The organism is Variovorax sp. CCNWLW235, from assembly GCF_037204085.1.
Classification (GTDB): domain Bacteria; phylum Pseudomonadota; class Gammaproteobacteria; order Burkholderiales; family Burkholderiaceae_C; genus Variovorax.
Genome location: NZ_JBBCBW010000001.1, coordinates 261,812 through 285,540, shown reverse-complemented (window position 1 = coordinate 285,540; position 23,729 = coordinate 261,812). Strand labels below are relative to the sequence as shown.

Annotated in this window: 27 protein-coding genes; 13 read left to right on the top strand and 14 right to left on the bottom strand. The window is 66.4% G+C overall.

Annotated elements, in window-relative coordinates:
• Positions 1 to 14: 14 nt before the first annotated feature.
• From V9L21_RS01435 to gpmA, 3 genes are all read right to left on the bottom strand, one after another.
• Complete coding sequence (locus V9L21_RS01435) at positions 15 to 776, bottom strand: HesA/MoeB/ThiF family protein (RefSeq protein ID WP_337308507.1); 762 nt, start codon at positions 774 to 776, stop codon at positions 15 to 17.
• A gap of 96 nt (positions 777 to 872) precedes the next feature.
• Positions 873 to 2,315: a S41 family peptidase gene (locus V9L21_RS01430; protein ID WP_337308852.1), complete on the bottom strand. Its 1,443-nt coding sequence runs from the start codon at positions 2,313 to 2,315 to the stop codon at positions 873 to 875.
• Positions 2,316 to 2,419: 104 nt separating this feature from the next.
• The gene (gene gpmA, locus V9L21_RS01425) at positions 2,420 to 3,163 is read right to left on the bottom strand and encodes a 2,3-diphosphoglycerate-dependent phosphoglycerate mutase (protein ID WP_126748397.1); all 744 of its coding nucleotides are present in this window, start codon (positions 3,161 to 3,163) and stop codon (positions 2,420 to 2,422) included.
• 72 nt (positions 3,164 to 3,235) lie between these two features.
• On the opposite strand from gpmA, the gene V9L21_RS01420 reads away from it, so the two are divergent.
• From V9L21_RS01420 to nadA, 6 genes are all read left to right on the top strand, one after another.
• Positions 3,236 to 3,655, top strand: coding sequence for a rhodanese-like domain-containing protein (locus V9L21_RS01420; RefSeq protein ID WP_337297164.1), 420 nt, complete (start codon positions 3,236 to 3,238; stop codon positions 3,653 to 3,655).
• 20 nt (positions 3,656 to 3,675) lie between these two features.
• On the top strand, positions 3,676 to 3,936 hold the full coding sequence (grxC, locus tag V9L21_RS01415) for a glutaredoxin 3 (RefSeq protein ID WP_126748399.1): 261 nt from the start codon (positions 3,676 to 3,678) through the stop codon (positions 3,934 to 3,936).
• Positions 3,937 to 4,063: 127 nt separating this feature from the next.
• Positions 4,064 to 4,528, top strand: coding sequence for a protein-export chaperone SecB (secB, locus tag V9L21_RS01410; protein ID WP_126748400.1), 465 nt, complete (start codon positions 4,064 to 4,066; stop codon positions 4,526 to 4,528).
• 24 nt (positions 4,529 to 4,552) lie between these two features.
• Entirely contained in the window at positions 4,553 to 5,599 is a 1,047-nt protein-coding gene (locus tag V9L21_RS01405; RefSeq protein ID WP_337308504.1) for an NAD(P)H-dependent glycerol-3-phosphate dehydrogenase, read from the top strand.
• 26 nt (positions 5,600 to 5,625) lie between these two features.
• Positions 5,626 to 6,504, top strand: a complete 879-nt coding sequence (nadC, locus tag V9L21_RS01400) for a carboxylating nicotinate-nucleotide diphosphorylase (RefSeq protein ID WP_337308502.1) — start codon at positions 5,626 to 5,628, stop codon at positions 6,502 to 6,504.
• Positions 6,505 to 6,515: 11 nt separating this feature from the next.
• The gene (gene nadA, locus V9L21_RS01395; RefSeq protein WP_337308501.1) at positions 6,516 to 7,637 is read left to right on the top strand and encodes a quinolinate synthase NadA; all 1,122 of its coding nucleotides are present in this window, start codon (positions 6,516 to 6,518) and stop codon (positions 7,635 to 7,637) included.
• Positions 7,638 to 7,761: 124 nt separating this feature from the next.
• On the opposite strand, the gene V9L21_RS01390 is transcribed toward nadA, so the two are convergent.
• From V9L21_RS01390 to V9L21_RS01360, 7 genes are all read right to left on the bottom strand, one after another.
• Complete coding sequence (locus V9L21_RS01390) at positions 7,762 to 8,124, bottom strand: 6-carboxytetrahydropterin synthase (RefSeq protein WP_258502028.1); 363 nt, start codon at positions 8,122 to 8,124, stop codon at positions 7,762 to 7,764.
• Positions 8,125 to 8,143: 19 nt separating this feature from the next.
• Positions 8,144 to 8,782, bottom strand: coding sequence for a 7-carboxy-7-deazaguanine synthase (gene queE, locus V9L21_RS01385; RefSeq protein ID WP_337308497.1), 639 nt, complete (start codon positions 8,780 to 8,782; stop codon positions 8,144 to 8,146).
• Positions 8,779 to 9,630 carry a pantoate--beta-alanine ligase gene (gene panC / locus V9L21_RS01380; RefSeq protein WP_337308495.1) on the bottom strand — a complete coding sequence of 284 codons (852 nt, stop codon included), beginning with the start codon at positions 9,628 to 9,630 and terminating at the stop codon, positions 8,779 to 8,781. Before panC ends, queE begins: the two co-directional genes overlap by 4 nt.
• Before the next feature lie 12 nt (positions 9,631 to 9,642).
• On the bottom strand, positions 9,643 to 10,545 hold the full coding sequence (gene panB, locus V9L21_RS01375; protein WP_337308493.1) for a 3-methyl-2-oxobutanoate hydroxymethyltransferase: 903 nt from the start codon (positions 10,543 to 10,545) through the stop codon (positions 9,643 to 9,645).
• A gap of 73 nt (positions 10,546 to 10,618) precedes the next feature.
• Positions 10,619 to 12,202: an L-aspartate oxidase gene (nadB, locus tag V9L21_RS01370; RefSeq protein WP_337308850.1), complete on the bottom strand. Its 1,584-nt coding sequence runs from the start codon at positions 12,200 to 12,202 to the stop codon at positions 10,619 to 10,621.
• A 32-nt stretch (positions 12,203 to 12,234) separates the two neighbouring features.
• Entirely contained in the window at positions 12,235 to 13,071 is an 837-nt protein-coding gene (locus V9L21_RS01365; RefSeq protein ID WP_337308491.1) for a segregation and condensation protein A, read from the bottom strand.
• Positions 13,072 to 13,141: 70 nt separating this feature from the next.
• Positions 13,142 to 13,348: a DUF3460 family protein gene (locus V9L21_RS01360; protein WP_126748409.1), complete on the bottom strand. Its 207-nt coding sequence runs from the start codon at positions 13,346 to 13,348 to the stop codon at positions 13,142 to 13,144.
• A gap of 39 nt (positions 13,349 to 13,387) precedes the next feature.
• Here V9L21_RS01360 and V9L21_RS01355 point away from each other — a divergent pair, with 39 nt between their 5' ends.
• Positions 13,388 to 13,891 carry an outer membrane protein assembly factor BamE gene (locus tag V9L21_RS01355; RefSeq protein ID WP_337308489.1) on the top strand — a complete coding sequence of 168 codons (504 nt, stop codon included), beginning with the start codon at positions 13,388 to 13,390 and terminating at the stop codon, positions 13,889 to 13,891.
• Between the two features lie 3 nt (positions 13,892 to 13,894).
• Here the strand turns inward: V9L21_RS01355 and V9L21_RS01350 are convergent, their stop codons facing one another.
• The 3 genes from V9L21_RS01350 to metG are packed head-to-tail and all read right to left on the bottom strand — an operon-like array spanning position 13,895 to position 17,941.
• Positions 13,895 to 15,571 carry a SulP family inorganic anion transporter gene (locus V9L21_RS01350; RefSeq protein WP_337308488.1) on the bottom strand — a complete coding sequence of 559 codons (1,677 nt, stop codon included), beginning with the start codon at positions 15,569 to 15,571 and terminating at the stop codon, positions 13,895 to 13,897.
• A gap of 56 nt (positions 15,572 to 15,627) precedes the next feature.
• The gene (locus V9L21_RS01345; protein ID WP_337308486.1) at positions 15,628 to 15,825 is read right to left on the bottom strand and encodes a hypothetical protein; all 198 of its coding nucleotides are present in this window, start codon (positions 15,823 to 15,825) and stop codon (positions 15,628 to 15,630) included.
• A gap of 19 nt (positions 15,826 to 15,844) precedes the next feature.
• Positions 15,845 to 17,941 (bottom strand): methionine--tRNA ligase, encoded by a 2,097-nt coding sequence (gene metG / locus V9L21_RS01340; protein WP_337308484.1) that lies wholly within the window; start codon positions 17,939 to 17,941, stop codon positions 15,845 to 15,847.
• A 303-nt stretch (positions 17,942 to 18,244) separates the two neighbouring features.
• Here metG and V9L21_RS01335 point away from each other — a divergent pair, with 303 nt between their 5' ends.
• The 5 genes from V9L21_RS01335 to V9L21_RS01315 all read left to right on the top strand — a co-directional run bounded on the left by V9L21_RS01335 (position 18,245) and on the right by V9L21_RS01315 (position 22,017).
• Positions 18,245 to 19,276: an isocitrate/isopropylmalate dehydrogenase family protein gene (locus V9L21_RS01335; RefSeq protein ID WP_126748415.1), complete on the top strand. Its 1,032-nt coding sequence runs from the start codon at positions 18,245 to 18,247 to the stop codon at positions 19,274 to 19,276.
• 25 nt (positions 19,277 to 19,301) lie between these two features.
• Positions 19,302 to 20,036 carry a phosphodiester glycosidase family protein gene (locus V9L21_RS01330; protein ID WP_337308478.1) on the top strand — a complete coding sequence of 245 codons (735 nt, stop codon included), beginning with the start codon at positions 19,302 to 19,304 and terminating at the stop codon, positions 20,034 to 20,036.
• A 43-nt stretch (positions 20,037 to 20,079) separates the two neighbouring features.
• Positions 20,080 to 20,766, top strand: a complete 687-nt coding sequence (locus V9L21_RS01325; RefSeq protein ID WP_337308476.1) for a YceH family protein — start codon at positions 20,080 to 20,082, stop codon at positions 20,764 to 20,766.
• A 109-nt stretch (positions 20,767 to 20,875) separates the two neighbouring features.
• Complete coding sequence (locus V9L21_RS01320) at positions 20,876 to 21,187, top strand: hypothetical protein (RefSeq protein ID WP_337308475.1); 312 nt, start codon at positions 20,876 to 20,878, stop codon at positions 21,185 to 21,187.
• A 5-nt stretch (positions 21,188 to 21,192) separates the two neighbouring features.
• Entirely contained in the window at positions 21,193 to 22,017 is an 825-nt protein-coding gene (locus V9L21_RS01315; RefSeq protein WP_337308848.1) for a phytanoyl-CoA dioxygenase family protein, read from the top strand.
• Here the strand turns inward: V9L21_RS01315 and V9L21_RS01310 are convergent.
• Complete coding sequence (locus V9L21_RS01310) at positions 21,986 to 22,456, bottom strand: Lrp/AsnC family transcriptional regulator (RefSeq protein WP_337308473.1); 471 nt, start codon at positions 22,454 to 22,456, stop codon at positions 21,986 to 21,988. The genes V9L21_RS01315 and V9L21_RS01310 overlap by 32 nt on opposite strands.
• An 84-nt stretch (positions 22,457 to 22,540) precedes the next feature.
• Between V9L21_RS01310 and V9L21_RS01305 the strand changes: the two genes are divergently transcribed.
• The gene (locus V9L21_RS01305; RefSeq protein ID WP_337308471.1) at positions 22,541 to 23,728 is read left to right on the top strand and encodes a M20 aminoacylase family protein; all 1,188 of its coding nucleotides are present in this window, start codon (positions 22,541 to 22,543) and stop codon (positions 23,726 to 23,728) included.
• The last annotated feature ends 1 nt before the right edge of the window (position 23,729 follow it).

The window sequence follows — 23,729 nt, the reverse complement described above, 5'->3', positions numbered from 1 at the left end:
GGAATGAGCTGCCGTCAGGCGGCGCCTTTGCGGTGCGCACACACGCTGCAGTGCGGGTCGCGCGCCACCTGCAGCGTGTCGAACGCCGTGCGGCGCCCGTCGAACATCAGCAGCTTGCCCGCCAGCGACGGCCCGATGCCCGCCAGCAGCTTCAGCGCCTCGCTCGCCTGCAGCGTGCCGATGGTGCCCACCACGGGACCGAACACGCCCAGCACCGCGCAGAGCGTTTCCTCGAAGGCCGCATCGGGCGGAAAAATGCAGGCGTAGCAGGGAGAGGCTTCATCGCGCGTGTCGTAGACGCTCAATTGGCCGTCGAAGCGGATGGCGGCGCCCGCCACCAGCGGCTTGCCGTGCGCCACGCAGGCGCGGTTCACCGCGTGCCGCGTCGCAAAGTTGTCGCAGCAGTCGATCACCACGTCCGCTGCCTCGACGAGCCGTGACAGCAGCGCCTCGTCGGCACGGGTGGCGTGCGTCTCGATGGAGATGCCGGGATTGATGTCGCGCATGGCCTGTGCGGCCGATTCGACCTTCAGGCTGCCCACCCGCGCATGGGTGTGGGCCACCTGGCGCTGGAGGTTGGTCAGGTCGACTTCGTCGTCGTCCACCAGCGTGACGTGCCCGACACCGGCCGCGGCAAGGTACAGCGCCACCGGCGAGCCCAGGCCGCCCGCGCCGATGACCAGCGCGCGGCCGGCGCTGACGCGCGCCTGGCCGTCGATGCCGAATTCTTCGAGCAGGATATGGCGCGAATAGCGCAGCAGGTCGTCGTCATTCATGGTGGCTCACCCCGGCTTGTGCCAAACGAAAAAATACCGCGGCCCGGCAGCGCCGGTTCCGCGGTATTTCCGGATCTGAAAGCGCCGAGCTCCCGATCAGTTCTCTTTTTTCTCTTCCTTGTTGTCGACGATGACCTGCGTCTTGCTGACCAGCACCGGCTGGCCCTTGAGGCGGTTGAGCGCCTGCATCAACGGAAAGTCCTTGTCGGTGCCGAACTCGGGCACCTTGCGGTCCTGCGGCGGCTTCTTGGCTTCTTCCTCGAGGCGCTTGCGGGCTTCGTCGCGTGCCTTTTCGCGTTCCGGGTCCTTCGTTTCGGGGCCCTGGCCGCTGGCCAGGTGCTTTTCGAGGTCGGCCTCGCGCATGCGCAGGGCGGCGAAGGGGCTGCCCTCGGCGCTCTCGTCGATCAGCACGTTGGGCACGATGCCCTTGGCCTGGATCGAGGTGCCGCTCGGCGTGTAGTAGCGCGCCGTGGTGATCTTGAGGCCTGTGTCCGGTCCCAGGGGGCGCACCGTCTGCACCGAGCCCTTGCCGAAGGTCTGGCTGCCCATGATGGTGGCGCGCTTGTGGTCTTGCAGCGCGCCGGCCACGATTTCGCTCGCAGAAGCCGAGCCTTCGTTCACCAGCACCACCAGCGGCACGGTCTTGAGGGCCGCGGGCAGGTTGCGCAGCGGGTCGCTGCCCGAACGGCGCTGGTAGAACTCGGGCGCCGCCTTGTAGACCGACTTGCTTTCGGCCAGCTGGCCGTCGGTGGAGACCACGGTCACGTTCTCGGGAAGGAAGGCCGCCGAGATGGCCACCGCCGCGTCGAGCAGGCCGCCCGGGTCGTTGCGCAGATCGAGCACCAGGCCCTTCAGGTTGGGGTCTTCCTTGTAGATGTCTTCGACCTTCTTCACGAAGTCGTCCACCGTGCGTTCCTGGAACTGCGACAGGCGGATCCAGCCGTAGCCCGGCTCCACGACCTTGCCGCGCACCGACTGGGTACGGATTTCCTCGCGCGTGATCGTGACCGGGAAGGTGCGGCTTTCGTCCTTGCGGAAGATGGTCAGCAGCACCTTGGTGTTGGCCTCGCCGCGCATGCGCTTAACGGCCTCGTTGAGCGACAGGCCGCGCACGGCGGTGTCGTCGATCTTGGTGATCAGGTCGTTCGGCTTCAGGCCCGCTCGGAAGGCCGGGGAGCCCTCGATGGGCGACACCACCTTGATGAGACCGTCTTCCTGCGAAATTTCGATGCCCACGCCGACGAAGCGGCCGGTCGTGCCTTCCCTGAATTCCTTGAAGGACTTCTTGTCGAAGTACTGGGAATGCGGGTCGAGGCCGGCGACCATGCCGGAAATGGCGTCGGAAATGAGCTTCTTCTCATCGACGGGTTCGACATAGTCGCTCTTGACCATGCCGAAAACGGCGGCGAGTTGCTGCAATTCCTCGAGCGGGAGCGGCGCGAGCGAGCCGCGTGCGACCGTCTGCAAAGAGACGGTGGTCAAGACGCCGGCAACGGCGCCGGCGGCGACCCAGCCGGTAATCTTCAATTTGTGGCCCATCATGAGTGATTGTCCTTGTCGGCTGTCGAACCAATATACACAGCTTGGAAGCAAATTGCCTGCCGGGGTTCCACGGGGGAGCGCCGCCGAGGGGTTTTAATTCTTCAGCCCTTGCCTTGCGAGGCAACCGCCGCGGCGGCCTTTTCGGCGGCTGCGGCGTCGCCCAGGTAGTAGTGCCGCAGCGGCTTGAGGTCGTCGTCGAGCTCGTAGACCAGCGGAATGCCGTTGGGAATATTCAGCCCCACGATCGCGTCGTCCGAAATGCCGTCGAGGTACTTGACCAGCGCCCGGATCGAGTTGCCGTGCGCGGCCACCACCAGGCGGCGACCGGTGCGGATGGCCGGCGCCATCGATTCGTTCCAGAACGGCAGCACGCGCGCCACGGTGTCCTTCAGGCACTCGGTGAGCGGAATCTGCTCGGGCGAGAGCTTGGCGTAGCGCACGTCGCTGCGTTCGCTGCGCGGATCGTCGGCTTCCAGGGCCGGCGGCGGGGTGCCGTAGCTGCGGCGCCAGACCAGAACCTGCTCGTCACCATATTTCTTGGCGGTTTCGGCCTTGTTCAGGCCCTGCAGGGCGCCGTAGTGGCGCTCGTTCAGGCGCCACGAGTGCACCACGGGCAGCCAGGTGCGGTCGAGTTCGTCCAGGGTGTGCCAGAGCGTGCGGGTGGCGCGCTTGAGCACGCTGGTGTAGGCCACGTCGAAGTCGTAGCCCTCTGCCTTGAGCAGCCGGCCGGCCTGCTTGGCCTGCTCGATGCCGGTTTCGGTCAGGTCGACGTCGGTCCAGCCGGTGAAGCGGTTTTCGAGATTCCAGGTCGATTCGCCGTGGCGGATCAGTACCAGTTTGTGCATGTGGGAGGCCTTTGGCAGCGCTTGGGAAAACCAGCATTCTAAAATCCCGGGTTTGCCATCCAAGGAACCCCCGTGAAATTGATCGAATTCGTCACCGCGAACTGGATGCTGATCCTGATCGCACTCAGCTCGGGTGGCATGCTGGCTTGGCCGCTGATTCGCGGCGGAGCGGGCGGCGGCACCCTCACGGCCCAGGGCGCGGTGCACCTCATCAACCGCGAACGCGCGGTGCTGGTCGACGTGCGCGAACCCGAAGAGTTCGCCACCGGCCACATGATCGGTGCCAAGAACGTGCCGCTCAACCTGCTGGAAGAAAAGCTGACCGGCGCGGTCAAGAACAAGAATGTGCCGCTGCTCTTGGTGTGCGCCACCGGCGCCCGCGCCCAGCGCGCCGTGGCCATGGCCAAGAAACTCGGTTACGAGCAGGCCCAAGCCGTCTCCGGCGGCCTCAAGGCGTGGAAAGAGGCTAACCTGCCGGTTGAAAAAGCTTAAGTCTTCCCAAGGTACTGTGTATGCAAGCCGTAAAGATGTACACCACCGCGTTCTGCCCGTACTGTGTTCGTGCGAAGCAGATCCTCAAGTCCAAGGGCGTCGACGAGATCGAAGAAATTCGCATCGACACCGATCCCGAGGCCCGCAGCACCATGATGGAAATCACCCAGCGCCGCACGGTGCCGCAGATTTTCATCGGCGACACCCACGTGGGCGGCTGCGACGACCTGATGGCGCTCGACAGCCGCGGCGGCCTGGTGCCCCTGCTGCAAGCCGCCTGAAAACGAATCGGCCGGGTGTCACGGAAGCGGTCCGGGCGCCGGGCGATAATCGCCTGCTCATTCATCTGCAGCCCGCTGCGGGAACCTCTCCCCGGCGGGCATTGTTTTGATTCTCGAAAGTTCAGCCATGGCCGACCAGCAAGCCCAAGATCCCATTTTCCAGATCCAGCGCGTCTACCTCAAGGACCTGTCGCTCGAACAGCCCAATTCGCCCGGCATCCTGCTCGAACAAGAGCAGCCCACGGTCGATATCCAGCTTGGCGTGGACGCCCAGCCGGTGGCTGAAGGCATCTTCGAGATCACCGTGTCGGCCACCGTGCAGACCAAGATCCAGGACAAGACCGTGTTCCTGGTCGAAGCCAAGCAAGCCGGCATCTTCGAGATCCGCAACCTGCCCGAAGACCAGATGGGCCCGATCCTCGGCATTGCCTGCCCGCAGATCGTGTACCCGTACCTGCGCGGCAACGTGGCCGACGTGATCCAGCGCGGCGGCTTCCCGCCCGTGCACTTGGCCGAAATCAACTTCCAGGCCATGTACGAGCAGCAGCAGGCGCAGGCCGCCGGCCAGCCCGCCCCGACCCTCGCACAGTAAACCGGCACAACGCCGCCAACGCCGATGAAGATCTGCGTTCATGGCGCCGGTGCCTGGGGCACGGCGGTGGCCGTCAATGCGGCCCTCAACACCGCCGTCGGCCACGAGGTCACGCTCTGGGCGCGCGACGCCGCCCAGGCCGACGCCATTTCGAAGGCGCGCGAGAACACCCGCTACCTGCCGGGGCTGGCCTTGCCGCCCTCGCTCGCGGTGCATGCGGGCGACATCGGCCAGGCGCATGCCGGCGCCGACCTCGTCATCGTGGCCACGCCCATGGCGGCCCTGCGTGAACAGCTCATTGCGCTGCGCGGTTGCACCGTGCCCGTCGCATGGCTCTGCAAGGGCGTGGAGCCCGCGCTCGACGCTTCTTCCCCCTCATCCTTCGGACTGCTTGCCCACGAGATCTGGGCGCAGGTTGCTCCAGATTTGATAGCGGGCGTGCTCAGCGGCCCGAGCTTCGCGCAAGAAGTGGCCGAAGGCCGCCCCACCGCGCTGGTGGCCGCGAGCCCGCATGCCGTGGTGCGCGATGCGCTGGTCGAGGCATTCCACGGCCCGGCCCTGCGCGTCTATGCCAACGACGACATCGTCGGCGTCGAGGTGGGCGGCGCGGTCAAGAACGTGCTGGCCATTGCCACCGGGCTGTGCGACGGCCTGGCGCTGGGGCTCAATGCACGCGCCGCGCTCATCACGCGCGGCCTGGCCGAAATGACCCGATTCGGGCTGGCGCTCGGCGCGCGGGCCGAGACTTTCATGGGCCTTTCGGGCCTGGGCGACCTGGTGCTGACCGCGACCGGCGACCTGTCGCGCAACCGCAAGGTGGGCCTGCTGCTGGCGCAAGGGCAAACCTTGGCGCAAGCGGTGGCCTCGCTCGGCCATGTGGCCGAAGGCGTGTATTGCGCACGCACCGTGGTGCAGCGCGCGCGCGGCCTGGGCGTGGAAATGCCCATCGCCGAAGGCGTGGTTGCGCTGCTCGACGGCCGGGTGAGCCCGCGGGAAGCCGTCGCCTCGCTGACCGGTCGCGACCCGGTGCCTGAAACCGTCCGTGCCCACGGGGCCCACGGTTCACCCTGACAAGACAGAAGAGACAAAAAAGAGCCATGAGCCCTCGCTTTGATTTTTCGGCGCCGGCCTTGGCCGCGCTGGCCCAAGCCGATGCTGCCCGCGCCTTGCAGGAAGACGTGGCCGACGGCGACCTGACCGCCTCCCTGGTCGACCCGGGCCGCAGGGCCCGCGCCCGCGTGCTGGCGCGCGAATCGGCCGTGCTGTGCGGTGCGCCCTGGGTCGAAGCCACGGTGCGGCAGCTCGATCCGCAAGCTCGCATCGAATGGCTGTGCGCCGAGGGCGAGCGCTGCGCGGCCGACCAGACGGTGCTCGAGATCGAAGGCTCGGCCCGCGCGTTGCTGACGGCCGAGCGCACCGCGCTCAATTTTCTTCAGCTGCTGAGTGCGGTCGCCACCAAGACCGCGGTTTATGCCGATGCCGTTCGCGGCACGCGCGCAAGCATCGTCGACACCCGCAAGACCCTGCCGGGCCTGCGCCTGGCGCAGAAATACGCGGTGCGCACCGGCGGCGGCGTGAACCACCGCATCGGTCTTTACGACGCGGTGCTCATCAAGGAAAACCACATTGCGGCGGCCGGCGGCGTGGCCGCGGCGCTGCGTGCCGTGGCACCGGTGGCGGATCGAGCGGCCTTTGTCGAAGTCGAGGTCGAAACGCTGGCGCAACTGCGCGAGGCCTTGGATGCCAGTGCACGCATGGTGCTGCTCGACAACATGGACCTGCCCACGCTGCGCGAGGCGGTTCGCATCAACGACGCGGCCGGTAGCGAACGCAAGGCCGTGCTCGAGATATCGGGCGGCGTCACGCTCGAAGGCCTGCGCGCCCTGGCCGAAACGGGGGTGGACCGAATCTCGGTCGGCGCGCTCACCAAGGACGTGAAGGCGATCGATTTCTCGATGCGCTTTCAGGAAAGCTGAGGGCGACGGGCGTGGCTTCTTCTTTCGTCATCGACGTCGACTACGAACAACCGGTGGCTGAAGCCGGCTCGGCCTGCGGCACCCGCCACGCATGGGCGCGCGTGCCGCCCGAACCTTCGGCCGACGAGCGCATCGCCTTGAAGGAGCGCATTCGCCGCCTGCTGCGCGAGCGCAATGCGGTGATGGTGTCGCACTTCTACGTGCACCCCGACCTGCAGGATCTGGCCGAGGAAACCGGCGGCATCGTGAGCGACTCGCTCGAAATGGCGCGCTTTGGCCGCGACCACGCGGCGCAGACGCTGGTGGTGTCGGGCGTGCGCTTCATGGGCGAAACCGCCAAGATCCTCTCGCCCGAGAAGCGCGTGCTCATGCCCGACCTGGACGCCAATTGCTCGCTCGACCTCGGCTGCCCGGTCGATGAGTTCAGCGCGTTCTGCGACCAGCACCCGGACCGCACCGTGGTCGTCTACGCCAACACCAGCGCGGCTGTGAAGGCACGGGCCGATTGGCTGGTCACCTCCAGCTGCGCGCTCGACGTGGTGAGCGCGCTGCACGCGCAAGGCCGCAAGATTCTCTGGGGCCCCGACCGCCACCTGGGCGACTATATCCAGCGCCAGACGGGCGCCGACATGGTCAGCTGGAACGGCGCCTGCATCGTGCACGACGAGTTCAAGGCGCTGGAACTCGAACTGCTGAAGAAGGCGCACCCCGCCGCAAAGGTGCTGGTGCACCCCGAGTCGCCGGCCGACGTGATTGCGCTCGCCGATGCGGTGGGCTCCACCTCGGCAATCCTGAACGCGGCGCAGCGCATGGATGCGAACGAGTTCATCGTTGCCACCGACAGCGGCATGCTGCACAAGCTGCGCACGCTGAACCCGGGCAAGACTTTCATCGAGGCGCCCACGGCCGGCAACGGCGGCACCTGCAAGAGCTGCGCGCATTGCCCCTGGATGGCGATGAATGGGCTGGTGGAGCTGGCGAATGCGCTGGAAACGGGGGCGGGTGAAATTCATGTCGACCCGGCGCTGGGGCTGCGGGCGCGGGTGCCGATTGATCGGATGCTGGCGTTTACTGCGGGCCTGAAGAATGGCCAGGCGGCAGGCAGTTTGATCACAGGCATCGGCGCCGCCTGAAGTCTTGTTCCCTCTCCCTCCGGGAGAGGGCTAGGGTGAGGGCAACGGCCTCACAACATCGCGCTGGCTTTGCTGCCGCGGCCCTCACCCCAACCCTCTCCCCGAGGGGAGAGGGAGCAAAACCCTAGAACTCCAGCGTGCAGCTATCCCCCAGCGCCTCTCTCCACACGCGCACCCGCGCGAGCGAAGCGCGAAAGTCCGGCAGCGCATCCGCGATGAACAGGCACAGGTTTTCCAGCGTCGGCGGATGCAGCCCCTCCACGTCGTCCAGCAGGTGATGGTCCAGCAGCTCGCGCACGTCATCCAGCCGGCGGCGCAGTAGCCCCAGGTCGACCACCATGCCGGTGATGGGATCGCGCTGGCCCGCGAGCCACACTTCGGCGTGGTACGTATGGCCGTGAATACGGCGGCTGCCTTCCACCTCGATGTCGCGCTTCAGCGTGTGGGCGGCATCGAAGAAAAAGCGTTGGCTGATCGTGAATCGCATCTGAAAAGTCTCTCCGCGCTCAGCGGATTCCGGTGATCTTGTGGGTCTGCACGCTGAGGCGCCATGCGGGCTGGCGCATGCACTCGGCAATGCACAGTTCGGTGTTTGCCACGCGGTCGGGCCCGTCCATCGGCTGCAAAAAGCGGTGCGTGAAATCGCCCGTGCGCGCCATGGTGTCGAGGTCGAATTCGGTCTGCGGCCACACCAGCTTCAGTTCTTGCCCTCGCTGCTGCACCCACGGCGCACCGGCCTTGGGGCTGATGCAGAGCCAGTCGATGCCCTCGGGCGCCACGACCGTGCCGTTGCTTTCCACTGCGATGCGAAAGCGCCGGGCATGCAGCGCGTCGACCAGCGCGGCGTCCACCTGCAGCAGCGGCTCGCCGCCGGTGAGCACCACCAGGCGGTGCTCGGCATCGCCGGCCGGCCATTGCGCGGCGATGGTGTCGGCCAGCAGATCGGCGGTCTTGAACTTGCCGCCCAGCGTGCCGTCGGTGCCCACGAAATCGGTGTCGCAGAAGCGGCAAACGGCCGTGTCGCGATCTTCCTCGCGGCCCGTCCACAGGTTGCAGCCCGCAAAGCGGCAGAACACGGCCGGCATGCCCGCCTGGCCGCCTTCGCCTTGCAGGGTGTAGAAGATTTCCTTGACGCTGTAGGTCATGAAGAAGCCTCGTTCTCGATCTCGAGGTTGTCGATCAGCCGCGTAGCGCCCAACCGCGCCGCCGCCAGCGCCACCAGCGGCTCGCCGGCCAGCCCGAAAGTGGGTGCCTGCAGATCGGCACGCCGCCGCAGCACAAGATAGTCCGGTTGCCAGCCGCGCTCTGTGAGCGTCTGCATTGCCCGCGCTTCGATTGCGGCCAAATCGCGTTCGCCGGCTTGCACGGCTGCGGCCATGGCCTTCAGCGCCTTCGAGAGCTGCACGGCCTCCGCGCGCTCGGTGTCGCTCAGGTAGCCGTTGCGCGACGACAGCGCGAGGCCGTCGTCCGCGCGGAAGGTTTCGCTGCCGACAATGTCGATGGGCAACGCGAACTGCCGCACCATGTGGCGGATCATCATCAGCTGCTGGTAGTCCTTCTTGCCGAACACCGCCACGCGCGGCTGTACGCACTGGAAGAGCTTCATTACCACGGTGCACACGCCGATGAAGAAGCCGGGGCGGAAGTGGCCCTCGAGAATGTCGGCCAGCGCCGGGTCCGGGTGCACCTTGCAGGTCTGCGGCTCGGGGTAGAGCGCTTTTTCATCCGGCGCGAACAGCACGTTGCAGCCCGCTGCGCGCAGCTTCTCGCAGTCGCTGTCCCAGGTGCGCGGATAGGTGTCGAAATCTTCATGCGGCAAGAATTGCAGCCGGTTGACGAAGATGCTGGCCACGGTCACGTCGCCCAGCGGCCTGGCCTGTTCGATCAGCGCCAGGTGGCCGTCATGCAGGTTGCCCATGGTGGGCACGAAGGCCGGGCGCTTGAAAGCCGAAAGGTGCTCGCGCAGTTCGGCGATGGTGTGTGCGATGTACATGGTCTGTGCTCCTTACCAGGCGTGCAGTCTGTCGTCGGGAAAGCTGCCGTCCTTCACCGCGCGCACATAGGCTTCGAGGGCCTGCGCGATGCTTGAGGAATCGGCCAAGAAGTTGCGCACGAACTTCGGCATCTTGCCGAGGTTGATGCCCAGCATGTCGTGCAACACCAGCACCTGGCCGGCAGTGCCCTTGCCCGCGCCGATGCCGATGGTGGCGCAGTGCTTCAGTTCAGCGCTGAGTTCGGCGGCCAACGCGGCCGGCACCATCTCGAGCACCAGCATCGTGGCGCCGGCATCCTGCAATGCGTGCGCATGCTGCTTCAGCAGCGCGCCGGCCGCATCGCCCTTGCCCTGAACGCGGTAGCCGCCCAGCGCATGCACGGTCTGCGGCGTCAGGCCCAGGTGGGCGCAAACGGGAATGCCGCGCTCGACCAGAAAGCGCACCGTTTCCGTGGTCCAGCCGCCGCCTTCGAGCTTGACCATGTGCGCACCCGCCTGCATCAGCACCGTGGCGCTGCGCAGGGCCTGTTCGCGCGACTCCTGGTAGCTGCCGAAGGGCAGGTCGGCAATCAGCCAGGCCGTGCCCTGCACGCGGCGCAGGCCCCGCGAGACGCTGTCGGTGTGATAGCACATGGTGTCCAGGCTCACGCCCACGGTGCTGTTCAGGCCCTGGCAGACCATGCCGAGCGAATCGCCCACCAGGAGGCAATCGACACCTGCCGCGTCGGCCATGGCTGCAAAGGTGGCGTCGTAGGCGGTGAGCATCGAGATCTTCTCGCCGCGTGCATGCATGTCGGCCAGGCGCGGCAGGCTCACCGGCTTGCGCGATGCCGGCGGCGAGGCCGGTGGCAGCGTGCCGTAGGGCGTGGCGGCCGCCGGCGTTTCGGAAGAAGGGGTTGCGGTGGTGTTCGACATGGTTGGGTTTCTCCCTGCGGGCGTCGGTGGCCGGGCATCCTTGAGTGAAGAAAAGTTGAAAAGCGGTGGGGTGTCAGCGCCCCGGCGGCGTCAGCACCGTCGGTGCGGTGGGCTCGGCAAGCGAAGGATAGTCCCGGCTGAAATGCAGCCCGCGGCTTTCATGCCGGGCTTGCGCCGAGCGCACGATGAGTTCGGCCACCTGCACCAGGTTGCGCAGTTCCAGCAGGTCGCGCGTGACGTGAAAGTGGGCGTAGAACTCGTGGATCTCGGCCTGCAGCAGTGCAATGCGGTGGCTTGCGCGCTCCAGCCGCTTGTTGGTGCGCACGATGCCCACGTAGTCCCACATGAAGCGCCGAAGCTCTTCCCAGTTGTGGGAGATGACCACGGCCTCGTCGGCATCGGTCACGCGGCTGTCGTCCCACTGCGGCAACGCGATGCCGGTGCGCCCCGGCGCAGCCGCAATTGCGCTGGCCGCGGCGCGCGCGAACACCATGCATTCGACCAGCGAGTTGCTCGCGAGGCGATTCGCGCCGTGCAGGCCCGTGCAGGCGGTTTCGCCAATGGCGTAGAGGCCCGGCACATCGGTGCGGCCGGCCAGATCGCTCAGCACGCCGCCGCAGGTGTAGTGGGCGGCCGGCACCACGGGAATGGGCTCGCGCGTGATGTCGATGCCCAGCTCCGCGCAGCGCGCGAGGATGTTGGGAAAGTGCTCGTTCAGGAACGCCGGGCTCTGGTGCGAGATGTCCAGGTAAACGCAGTCGAGCCCGTGCTTCTTCATCTCGAAGTCGATGGCGCGCGCCACCACGTCGCGTGGCGCAAGCTCGGCGCGCTCGTCGTGCTGGGGCATGAAGCGGGTGCCTCCCGCCGATTCGGGCAGCTTCAGCAGCCCGCCTTCGCCGCGCACCGCTTCGCTGATCAGGAATGACTTGGCATGCGGGTGGTACAGGCACGTGGGGTGGAACTGGATGAACTCCATGTTCGACGCCCGGCAGCCCGCGCGCCAGGCCGCGGCAATGCCGTCGCCCGTAGCGGTATCAGGATTGGTCGTGTACAGGTAGACCTTGCCGGCCCCGCCCGTCGCCAGGATGGTGTGCGGCGCGCGAAAGCTCAGTACCTCGTCGGTTTCGTCGTCCAGCGCGTACAGGCCCAGGCAAGCCGGGTCGTCAAGGCCCAGCTTGGGCCCGGTGATCAGGTCGACCAGCGTGTGGTGCTCGAAGAGAGTGATGCTGGGCGTGCGGCGCACGCGCTCGATCAGCGTCTGCTGCACGGCCGCGCCGGTGGCGTCCGTCACATGCACGATGCGGCGCTGGCTGTGGCCGCCTTCGCGTGTCAGGTGCAGCCCGCCATCGGCTTCGGCGGAAAACGGCACGCCGAGTTCGCGCAGCCAGTCGATGGCCTCGGGCGCATGCTCCACGACGAAGCGCGTGGCCTCGGGGTCGCAAAGCCCGGCACCGGCCACCAGCGTGTCTTCCACATGCGCATCGAAACTGTCGCCTGCGGCCAGCACGGCCGCAATGCCGCCTTGCGCCCATGCGCTCGAGCCGTCGTTGAGCGCACGCTTGGTCAGCACCGCCACCCGGTGCGTCGGCGCCAGGTGCAGCGCCGCCGAGAGGCCTGCAAGGCCGCTGCCGACGATGAGGACGTCGAAGTCGCGCACGGCGGAGTTCACGGGGGCGAAAGCCGGCAAGCTCAGGCCGGCGAGTACGCCAGCCGGACGTAGATGGGTGCGAAGGCCTCGGCCTGCGTGATGTCGATCAGCGTTTCCTTCGCGAGCTCGAGCATCGCGATGAAGGTGACGATCAGCACCGGCGCACCGCGCGACACATCGAACAGCTTTTCGAATTCGACGAAGCGCTGCCCCTGCAAGTGCCGCAGCACGATGCTCATGTGCTCGCGCACGTTGAGCTCTTCGCGCGAAATCTTGTGGTGCTGCACGAGCTTGGCGCGCTTCATGATGTCGGCCCACGCGTCGCGCAGCTCGACCACGTTCACGTCCGGAAAGCGGGGCTTGAGCGACTGCTCGATGTAGACCTGCCCCTTCCAGAAGTCGCGCCCGTAGGTCGGCATGGCGCTGATGGAGGCGGCCTGCAGTTTGGTCTGCTCGTATTCGAGCAGCCGCCGCACCAGCTCCGCGCGCGGGTCTTCGGCCTCTTCGCCTTCCGCCACCTTCTTGGGCGGCAGCAGCATGCGCGACTTGATCTCGATCAGCATCGCGGCCATCAGCAGATACTCGGCCGCGAGCTCCAGATTGGTCTGGCGAATCTCGTCGACGTAGCTCAGGTATTGCCGCGTGAGCCCCGCCATCGGGATGTCGAGGATGTTGAAGTTCTGCTTCCTGATGAGGTAGAGCAGCAAGTCCAGCGGGCCTTCGAAAGCCTCCAGGAAAACCTGCAGCGCCTCGGGCGGGATGTACAGGTCCTTCGGCATCGCGAACAACGGCTCGCCATAGAGCCTGGCGAGCGCGACCTGGTCGACCACCTCCGGCATGCTGGCCACGAGCGTGTCGTTGTCCTCGTTGTCCTTCATCGGGCGCTTGCTATCATTTCAATAGCTGCGGGCGCGATGAGGGCCAACGATGGATGCCGGCTGGGCACCATTACTTGCTTTGGGTCTGGTAGACGTACGGCTGTTGCGGCACGCGGGCTTCGCTGTATTCCTCGAGCAGGCTGCGGTCGAGGTGTTTGTCCCACAGCAGGGCCCGGCCGGCGCGCTGTTCGGCTTCCAGCGTCGGCTTCTTTTCTTTCATCTCCTCGATGAAGCTGGTGATCTCGGAGGTGTAGTGGGGGCGGCGGAAGATGGACATAGACTGGACCTTTGTAGCGCGAATTTTACCGGGGATGGCATGAAGCGACGACAACAGTGGCGGATCGGCACGGCAGCGGCCTTGCTGGCGGTGGTCTTGGGGCTTGCGGGATGCGACCCGCAGCGCATTGGCGAACTGGAGGAAGGCGTGTCCACCGAGGCCGATGTGCGGGCCCGGTTCGGCGAGCCCGAGAACATCTGGGACGTGCCCAACGGCCGCGTGCTCGAGTACAACCGCCAGCCGCAGGGCCAGAAAAACTACATGATCACCATCGGTGCCGACGGCAAGATGAGCGCGCTGCGCCAGGTGCTCACGTCCGAGAACTTTGCCAAGGTGCAGCCGGGCATGATGATGGAAGACCTGCGCAAGCTGCTCGGCAAGCCCGCCAAGGTCACGCCCTACGCGCTCAGGCGCGAAACCGAATGGGAATGGCGCTGGGTGCAGCCGCCCAGTTCGCCGATGGTGTTTACCGCCACGCTCAACGACGACCAGCGCGTGGTGCGCAGCGGTTCTTCGCCCGACCGGAGCACCGAGGCAAACTGAGAACTAGCCTTCCGCGTCGTGCAGCCGGCCGCTCGTCAGCTCATCGGCAAAGCCCGAGCGCACGATCTCCTCGAGCGGCTGCGGCTGCAGCGACTCCAGCCGCAGCAGCCCGTCGCGCGCCAGCACCGCACGGTGCAGCTGCCGCAGCGCATCGACGCCGGTCGCGTCCAGGTAGATGAGGTGCGTGGCGTCGAGCACCACCGTCATGCCGCGCGGCGCGCTCTCGGCCGCGTTCACGGCCTCGTCCAGCTTGGCCGCAGCCCCGAAGAACAGGGCGCCGTACAGCCGGTAGGTGAGCACCGGCGGCTGCAGGGTGACCAGTTCGACGCTGAAAAGCCCGCTCATGCGCCGGATGAAAAGCGCGCAGGCCAGCACGATGCCCACCTGCACCGCCACCGTCAGGTCGAAAACGACGGTGAGAAAGAAGGTGCCGAGCATCAGCAGCCGGTAGTGGCGGCTGAAGTGCCGCAGCTGGCCGGGCGTGAACTCGCGCCATTCGCCCATGTTCAGGCCCACGAACACCAGAATGCCCGCCAGCACCGCGAGCGGCACATGGCGCGCGAGCGGCGCCGCCAGCAGCACGACCACCAGGAGCGTGACCGCATGCACGATGCCCGCGACCGGCGAGTTGCCGCCGGAGCGGATGTTGGTCACGGTGCGCGCAATGGTGCCGGTGGCCGGCATGCCGCCGAAGAACGGCGTCACCAAGTTGGCAATGCCTTGCGCCATCAGTTCCTGGTTCGGGTCGTGGCGCGGCTGTCCGCTGATCTGGTCGGCCACGCGGGCGCACAGCAGCGACTCGATGGCGCCCAGCAGCGCGATGGTCAGCGTGGGCGTGACCAGCTGCTTGACTGTTTCCCATGAAAAGTCGGGCAGCGCGAAGGTCGGCAAGCCTTCGGGAATGCCGCCGAAGCGCGTGCCGATGGTTTCCACTGGCAGCTCGAAACCCCATGACACCAGCGTGAGGGTGACCAGCGCGACGATGGGCCCCGGCATGCGCGCGCCCACCTGCACCGCGCGCGTTCGCGCAAGGCGCCCCGCCAGCCGCTGCACCGCATGGCCCACCTTCGATTCACCCCGCAGCAGCAGCGGCCAGATCACCAGCCCGGCCACGCAGGCCAGCCCCAGCGCGAAGGCATAAGGGTTGAAGGTGCCCATCTGCAGCGCCATGGCGTGCAGCTGCGAGAACACGTCGGCCGGCATCTTCTCCACCGTGAGGCCGAGCAGGTCCTTGAGTTGCGACAGCAGAATGAGCACCGCAATGCCGTTGGTGAACCCGACCACGATCGACAGCGGCACGAAGCGCACCAGCCGGCCGAGCCCGAACAGCCCCGCCGCGAACAGCAGCACCCCGGCGCAGGCGGTCGATATCAGCAGGTTGGCAAGGCCGTAGCGTTCGACGATGCCGTAGACGATCACGATGAAGGCGCCGGCCGGTCCGCCGATCTGCACCGCCGAGCCGCCCAGGAGCGAGATCAGGAAGCCCGCGATGATCGCCGTCCAGATGCCCGCTTCGGGCTTGAGCCCGGAGGCGATGGCAAAGGCCATGGCCAGCGGCAGCGCCACGATGCCGACGGTGGCCCCGGCGCCCAGGTCCTTGAAGAACCGCCCCCGGTCGTAGCCTGCCATGGCGTCCAGCAGACGCGGGCGAAAGCGGGTGATGTTGAGCGGTGAATGCATGGGGCACCCATTGTGTACCCCGCGCCGGCATGGCCGGCCCACTGCCAGGCTGTCGGTCAGTCGCTGTCGGGAATCACCGCGTCGGCCGCCGCACCCACGGCCTTGCCGGTGATGCGCGCAGTGCCGATGGCAGCGTCTGCCGCCAAGCCCACCGCGCCGGCACCCACGCTCACGGCGGTACCCGCCACAGTCACCACCGCGCAGCCGTTCAGCATGGCCGCGAATGACAACAGAAGGATGGTGCGCTTCAGCATGGTGCGGTCCTCTCGAAAATCAGCGAACCCGCATGCCGGGCGTGGCGCCGGGCCAGGGTTCGAGCACATGGATGCTCGGGTTGGCTTTTTCGTCGGCATGGCTGGCGGCCAGCACCATGCCTTCGCTGATGCCGAACTTCATCTTGCGCGGCGCCAGGTTGGCAACCAGCACCGTGAGCTTGCCCACGAGCTGCTCGGGCTGGTAGGCCGAGGCGATGCCGCTGAACACGTTGCGCGTCTTTTCTTCGCCCGCATCGAGCGTCAGGCGCAGCAGCTTGGTCGAGCCCTCGACCTTCTCGCAGGCCACGATCTTCGCAATGCGCAGGTCGATCTTCGCGAAGTCGTCGATGGTGATGGTGGGAGCGATGGCTTCGCCGCCGGGCAGCGCACCGGTGGTGGCTTCAATGGCCGCTGCCGCTACCGGCTCAGGCGCATCGAACAGCTTGTCGACCATCTTCGCGTCGGCGCGCTGCATCAGGTGCTTGTATTCGCCGATGGCATGGCCGACGGGCAACGCCTGCGCGGCATCGGCCCAGGTCAGCGGCGCAATCTGGAGGAAGGCCTCGACATTGATGGCGAGCGCCGGCAGCACCGGCTTCAGGTACAGGGTGAGCAGGCGGAAAGCCTCGATGCACACCGTGCACACATCGTGCAGCCGCGCCTCCTGGCCTTCCTTCTTGGCGAGCTCCCAGGGCTTGTTCTGGTCGACGTACTCGTTCACCTTGTCGGCCAGTGCCATCACCTCGCGCAGCGCGCGGGCGTAGTCGCGGCCGTCGTACAGCGAATGCAGTTGCGGCGCCGCGTCGCGCAGGGCAAACAGCAGCGCGTCGCCGTCCGCCGAAATCTCGCCCAGCTTGCCGCCGAAGCGCTTGCCGATGAAGCCGGCCGCGCGGCTCGCAATGTTGATGTACTTGCCGACCAGGTCGCTGTTGACGCGCGCCACGAAGTCTTCGGGGTTGAAGTCGATGTCTTCATTGCGGCCGTTGAGCTTGGCCGCGATGTAGTAGCGCAGCCATTCGGGGTCGAGCCCGATCGACAGGTACTTGAGCGGATCGATGCCGGTGCCGCGGCTCTTGCTCATTTTTTCGCCGCTCACCGTCAGGTGGCCGTGCACGTACACCGCATCGGGCGCCTTGCGGCCGCTGAAATGCAGCATCGCGGGCCAGAAGAGGGTGTGGAAGGTGATGATGTCCTTGCCGATGAAGTGCACCTGCTCCAGGTCCGGGTCGGCCATGTACTCGGTGTACGAGATGCCGTCGCCGCCCAGTTCAATGCAGCGCTTGTCGAGCAGGTTCTTCAGCGAGGCCAGGTAGCCCACGGGCGCGTCGAGCCACACGTAGAAGTACTTGCCCGGCGCATCGGGAATCTCGATGCCGAAGTAGGGCGCGTCTCGGCTGATGTCCCAGTCGCCCAGGCCGCCCTTACCCTCGTCGTCCTTGTAGAGCCACTCGCGGATCTTGTTCTGCACCTCGGGTTGCACATGGCCGGGGGCGGCGGTCCAGTCCTTCAGGTAGGCCTCGCAGCGCGGGTCCGAGAGCTTGAAGAAAAAGTGCTCCGAGCTGCGCAGCTCGGGCTTGGCGCCCGACAGGGCCGAGTAGGGGTTGATCAGCTCGGTGGGCGCGTACACGGCGCCGCACACCTCGCAGTTGTCGCCGTACTGGTCTTTTGCGTGGCAGTTGGGGCACTCGCCCTTGATGAAGCGGTCGGCCAGGAACATGCCCTTGGCCGGGTCGTAGAACTGCTCGACGCTCTTGGTGCTGATGAAGCCGTTGGCGCGCAGGTCGCGGTAGATGTCCTGCGCGAGCTGGTGGTTCTCGGGCGCGTCGGTCGAGTGCCAGTTGTCGAACGAGATGTAGTAGCCGTCGAGGTAGGGCTTGCGGCCCGCCGCGATCTCGGCCACGAAGGCCTGCGGCGTCACGCCGGCCTTGTCGGCCGCAATGGTGATGGCCGCGCCGTGTGCGTCGTCGGCGCAGACGAAGTTGACCTCGGCGCCATTCATTCGCTGGTTCCGCACCCAGATGTCGGCCTGGATGTATTCCATCATGTGGCCGATATGGAACTTGCCGTTGGCATACGGCAGGGCGGTGGTAACGAAGAGCTTGCGCGGGGCGGACATCGGGGAGGGCGCTTTCGGGGAGTGGCTGACTGGCTGCGGAGGCAGCCAGCGGCCGCTTCCGGGAACCGGGCATTTTAGGTGGCTGCATCGCACCCTGCCGAATGCCCCCGATCTCAGCGCCCGCACTTGCTGGAATTGCCCCCGCGGCTGTCGGATTTGGCGCTTTGCCGCGATCCGAGTGACCCGAAAGCCGGCGGGGTGTCTCCGGCGCGACGTATGCTCCACCCCGCGCATTTCGCCAACGCTTCCTCCTGATATGGCGAAGAGATATACAAGATAGATACACAGAAAGCGAGTTTTCCGATGACCACCCCCATTCCCGCAACCCTGATTCCCGGCGATGGCATCGGCCCCGAAATCGTCGACGCTACGCTGGCCGCTTTCGATGCGCTGAAGGCTCCTTTCGAGTGGGACCGCCAGATTGCCGGCCTCGGCGGCGTCAAGGCCTCGGGCGATCCGCTGCCCCAGGCCACGCTGGACAGCATCCGCCGCACCCGCCTGGCGCTCAAGGGCCCGCTCGAAACCCCGTCGGGCGGCGGCTACCGCTCGTCGAACGTGCGCCTGCGCGAAGAGTTCCAGCTCTATGCCAACCTGCGCCCCGCCCGCACCATCGTTCCGGGCGGCCGTTTCGACAAGATCGACCTGATGGTCGTGCGCGAAAACCTCGAAGGCCTCTACATCGGCCACGAGCACTATGTGCGCATTGATGGAGACCCGCATGCCGTGGGCATGGCCACCGGCATCAACACGCGCCAGGGCTGCCTTCGCCTGCTCGAATACGCGTTCGAGACCGCCATTGCCACCGGCCGCAAGAAGGTCACGCTGGTCCACAAGGCCAACATCATGAAGGTGCTGACCGGCCTGTTCCTGGAGACGGGCCTCGACCTGTACGAGAGAAAGTACAAGGGCAAGTTCGAGCTCGACTCGATCATCGTCGACGCCTGCGCAATGAAGCTGGTGCTCAACCCGTGGCAGTTCGACATGCTGGTGACCACCAACCTGTTCGGCGACATCCTCTCCGACCTGGTGGCCGGTCTGGTCGGCGGGCTGGGCATGGCACCGGGCGCCAACATCGGCGCCGATGCCGCGATCTTCGAGGCCGTGCACGGCTCCGCGCCCGACATCGCCGGCAAGGGCATCGCCAATCCGACCGCGCTGCTGCTGGCCGCCGCGCTAATGCTCGAGCACGTCAAGCTGCCCGACCTGGCCACACGCCTGCGCAAGGCCATCGACGACACGCTCAATATCGACAAGGTGCGCACCGGCGACCTCGGCGGCACCGCCAACACGGCGGCGTTCACCAAGGCGCTGGTCAGCCGCATCCAGAACGGCTGAAGCGCAGGCGGCTTTCCATCGCTTCATGAGAAAGCTGCTGCTCCTGCTGGCGCTCTGCGCGGCCGGCGTGGCCAGTGCGGCCGGCTTGGCCGCCACGGCAGCCGCGGCGGAAGATCCGCCGCGCTACACCGTCGTCAGGGTCGACCTGCGCACGGAACGGCTCGAGCTGTTCCTGCGCGACGACGCCGGCGTGGAGTTCAAGAGCCTCGAACGCCTCGAAGCCTGGCTTGCGGGGCGAAACCGGCAACTGCTGTTCGCGATGAATGCCGGCATGTACCACGCCGACTTTTCGCCTGTGGGGCTGCTGGTGCAGGACGGGCGCGAGGTTTCGCCGCTCAACCTGTCGGCGGGCGCGGGCAACTTCTTTCTCAAGCCGAACGGCGTGTTTCTGGTGTCAGATGCCGGGCCGCGCGTGGTCGAATCGTCGGAATATCCGGCGCTTTCGAAGCAGGGTGTTCGGCTGGCGACCCAATCGGGCCCGCTGCTGCTGCGCCATGGCGTGGTGCATCCGGCCTTCATTCCGCATTCGGACTCGCGCAAGATTCGCAACGGCGTGGGCGTGTCGGGCCACACGGCAATTTTTGTGATCAGCGAGCAGCCGGTGAACTTCTACGAGTTCGCGCTCTACTTTCGCGACGTGCTGCATTGCCGCGATGCGCTCTACCTCGACGGCACCGTGTCGGCGCTGTATTCGCTTGCCTTGCGGCGCAGCGATCTCACGAGGGAGCTGGGTCCGATATTCGGCGTGACCGCACCATGAGCCGGCCGTTGCCGCCAACGTTTTCATCCAGAATTATCGAGACATGACCCAGGCCCTACCCATTCTTTCGCTCGTCGAAACCCGCGTGCTCGGCGTGCTGGCCGAAAAGCAGCGCACCGTGCCCGACAGCTATCCGCTCACGCTCAATTCGCTGGTATCGGGCTGCAACCAGAAGACCAGTCGCAACCCCGTGCTCGACCTGAGCGAGGCGCAGGTGCAGGCTGCCATCGACAGCCTGAAGGGCTACAGCCTGGTGGCGGAAACCAGCGGCGGCCGCGCGTTTCGCTACGAGCACAACATCGACCGCGTGCTGCGCATTCCCTCGCAGTCGGTCATTTTGCTCACCGTGCTGATGCTGCGCGGCCCGCAAACGGCCGGCGAGCTGCGCATTGCCTGCGACCGCATGCACAACTTTGCCGACATCTCTTCGGTCGAGGGCTTTCTCGACGAGCTCGCGGAACGGCCGGCCGGTGCACTGGTCGTCAAGCTCGCGCGCCTGCCCGGTGCGCGCGAAAGCCGCTGGGCGCATCTGCTGAGCGGTGCGCCGACCGAAGAGGTCGCCGGACCTGGCGGCGCTTCGACCGATGGAGCCTACGCGTCGCACGACGCATCGCTCGGCGAGGTGGCGGCGCTCAAGGCCAACGTGGCGCGGCTCGAGGCCGAGCTTGCGTCGCTGAAGGCGCTGGTCGGGCGGGTGTGCTCGGAGCTTGGGATGTCCGAGGCGGGGTAGCGGATGCGCAGCCAATGGCAGCCGGTTGTGCGATGCGGCTGAATTGCGGTATCTTGCGCGGCACATGAAACATGCATGCCCAAGCTGCCGCAAGCCAGGGATCCGCGGCTTGGCAAAGCGCTGGTCCAGCCGTGGCGCTCCCGCCACCTGTGAAGTCTGCGGCGCTCTAAGCCATGTGCTGGAAAGCACTTCGAACGGCATCTGGGCCGCAGGTGTCGTGATCCTGGTTGTGGCGCTGATCGGCGGGCTCGGGCTGGATTCGTTCCTGTTCTTTTTCAGCGGACTGGCCCTTGCCATCGCGTGCAATCTGCGAGCGTGGAAGCGCGCGAAGCTGGTGCCCATCTCGAAAGAAAGCGCAGCCCGTGCGACGGCCGCCAACTGGTTCGTCACGGGCATCATCGTTCTCTTCGGACTCAATTGACCCAAGTGCCAGGGCATTCAACTCAGTCGGCGAACGACCCGCGCTCCGAAGCCTTCATCCGAGACGGCTTCCTTCGCATCGACAACGCCTTCTCCCGTGAACTCGCAGAAGAGGCCCGCGCGATTCTCTGGCGGGATACCGGATGCAATCCGGACGATCCGTCGACCTGGACCAAGCCCGTTGTCAGGCTCGGCATGTACCCGCAGCGGCCCTTCGTCGAGGCAGCGAACACGCCGCTTCTGCACGATGCGTTCAACCTCCTCGTCGGCCCGGGCCGGTGGCAGCCGTGCCGCAGCATGGGCACCTTTCCCGTGCGCTTTCCTTCGGCCGAAGATCCGGGCGATGCCGGCTGGCACATCGATGTGAGCTTCGGGCTGGAGAACCCGGACTTCATGTCATGGCGCGCGAACGTGCGCTCCAAGGGGCGGGCGCTGCTGATGCTCTTCCTGTTCTCGGATGTGGGCGAGGACGACGCACCCACGCGCATTCGCGCCGGCTCGCATGCCGACATCGCCCGCGTGCTGGCGCCGGCGGGCGAGGAAGGCTTGTCGCTCGGTGAACTGGCGCGCAACGGCTTTGCAGAGTCCGCCTCGCGGCCCGAGGTGCTGGCGACGGGCACGGCGGGCACCGTGTACCTGTGCCATCCGTTCCTGGTGCATTCGGCCCAGCCGCACCGCGGCACGCAGCCGCGCTTCATGGCGCAGCCGCCGTTGCTGCCCGCGGGATCTTTCGATGTGGACGCGGCGTCGCCTGCCGATGGGCGCCTCAGTCCGGTCGAAGAAGCGATCCGGAGCGCGCTCAGCCCGCGGCAACAGGTACGTCGAGACTGAGCTTCACAGCGTCCATGGTGACCAGCGTGCGAAAGCGCTTCACGTTGTTGCTCTGGAAGAAAAGCTGCCGCGTCAACGCCGTGTATTGCGCCATGTCGCGCACCACGAAGACGAGGATGAAGTCCCACTCGCCTGTTACGTAGTAGCACTGCTGCACCTGCGGGCAGTCCTTGAAGCTCTTTTTCATCGCGTCGAGCAGATCGATCTGCTCGCTCTCCGTTTCCACTTCCGCCACGATGGTCAGCGGGTGGCCCAGCGCAGCGGGCGACAGCACGGCGCCGTAGCGCTGGATCACGCCTTCGTCGCGCATGCGCTTGAGCCGCCGGTTCACCGCCGCGGTCGATAGGTGCACGCGCTCGCCAAGTTCGCTCTGCGGCATGCGGCTGTCAGCTTGGATCAGTTCCAGAAGGCGAAGGTCGAGAGTGTCCAGTGGCGTCATGAAAGAGGATGCGACGCAAAAACGTTGCGTCGAAGGCGGCGATTTTGCGCGCCCATCCCGCCGCGTTGTCAATAGCATCTCACCATGAACCTCATCGATGCACCCCTGCGCAAAACGCTCACCGGCTGGCGGCGGCAGCTTCACGCCATTCCCGAGACCGGCTTCGAGGAAGCGAAGACCTCGGTTTTCGTTACGCGGGTGCTGAAGGCGCTGGGCCTCGAGGTGCACACCGGCATCGGTGGCACCGGCCTCGTGGCGAACCTCAAGGTGGGCCACGGCAAGGGCGTGATCGGCCTGCGCGCCGAGATGGACGCGCTCGACATCACCGAGCTGCCGACCGACCGCGCCTACGCCTCCGGCACTCCCGGCAAGATGCACGCCTGCGGCCACGACGGCCACATGTCGATCATCCTCGGCGCGGCACAGCTGCTGCGCGAGCGGCAGGATTTCGATGGCACCGTGCGCTTCATCTTCCAGCCCGCCGAGGAACACGGTCGCGGCGCAAAGGCGATGATGGACGACGGCCTGTTCGAGCGCTTTCCGGTCGACGAGATCTACGCCCTGCACAACATGCCCGGTATGCGCGCGGGCACCATCGCCACACGAGTCGGTGGCCTCATGGCAAGCGAAGACAACTTCGTGATCCACGTGAAGGGCCGCGGCACGCATGCCGCGCGGCCACACATGGGCATCGACCCGATCGTCATCGGTGCGCAGATCGTGCTGGCGCTGCAGACCATCGTGTCGCGCACGCTCGACCCGGGCGCGCAGGCGGTGGTCTCTTGCACGGAGTTCATCACCGACGGTATTCGCAATGCAATTCCGTCGAACGTGGTCATCAAGGGCGATACGCGCAGCTACGACCCGGCGGTGCAGCAGATGCTGGCCAAGCGCATGCAGGAGATCAGCGAGGGCATCTGCCGCCTGCACGGTGCCGAATGCGATTTCAGCTACACGCACGAGTTTGCCCCAACCGTGAACTGGGCCGAATGCGTGTCGACGGCGATGGCCGCCGCCACGGCCATCGTGGGCGCCCGGAACATCGATGCCAACGTGGCGCCGATGATGATTTCCGAAGATTTCGGTGCCTTCCTGAAAGCCGTGCCTGGCGCCTTCGTATTCCTGGGCAACGGTGCAGAGGGCGAGCCGGGCGGCACGCCGCTGCACAACGGCAGCTATGACTTCAACGACGAGGTGCTTGCAACGGGCGCCCGCTATTTCGCGGAGATCGTCCGGCTGCGCCTTCCCCGAAACACCGCAACCAAAGACTGAC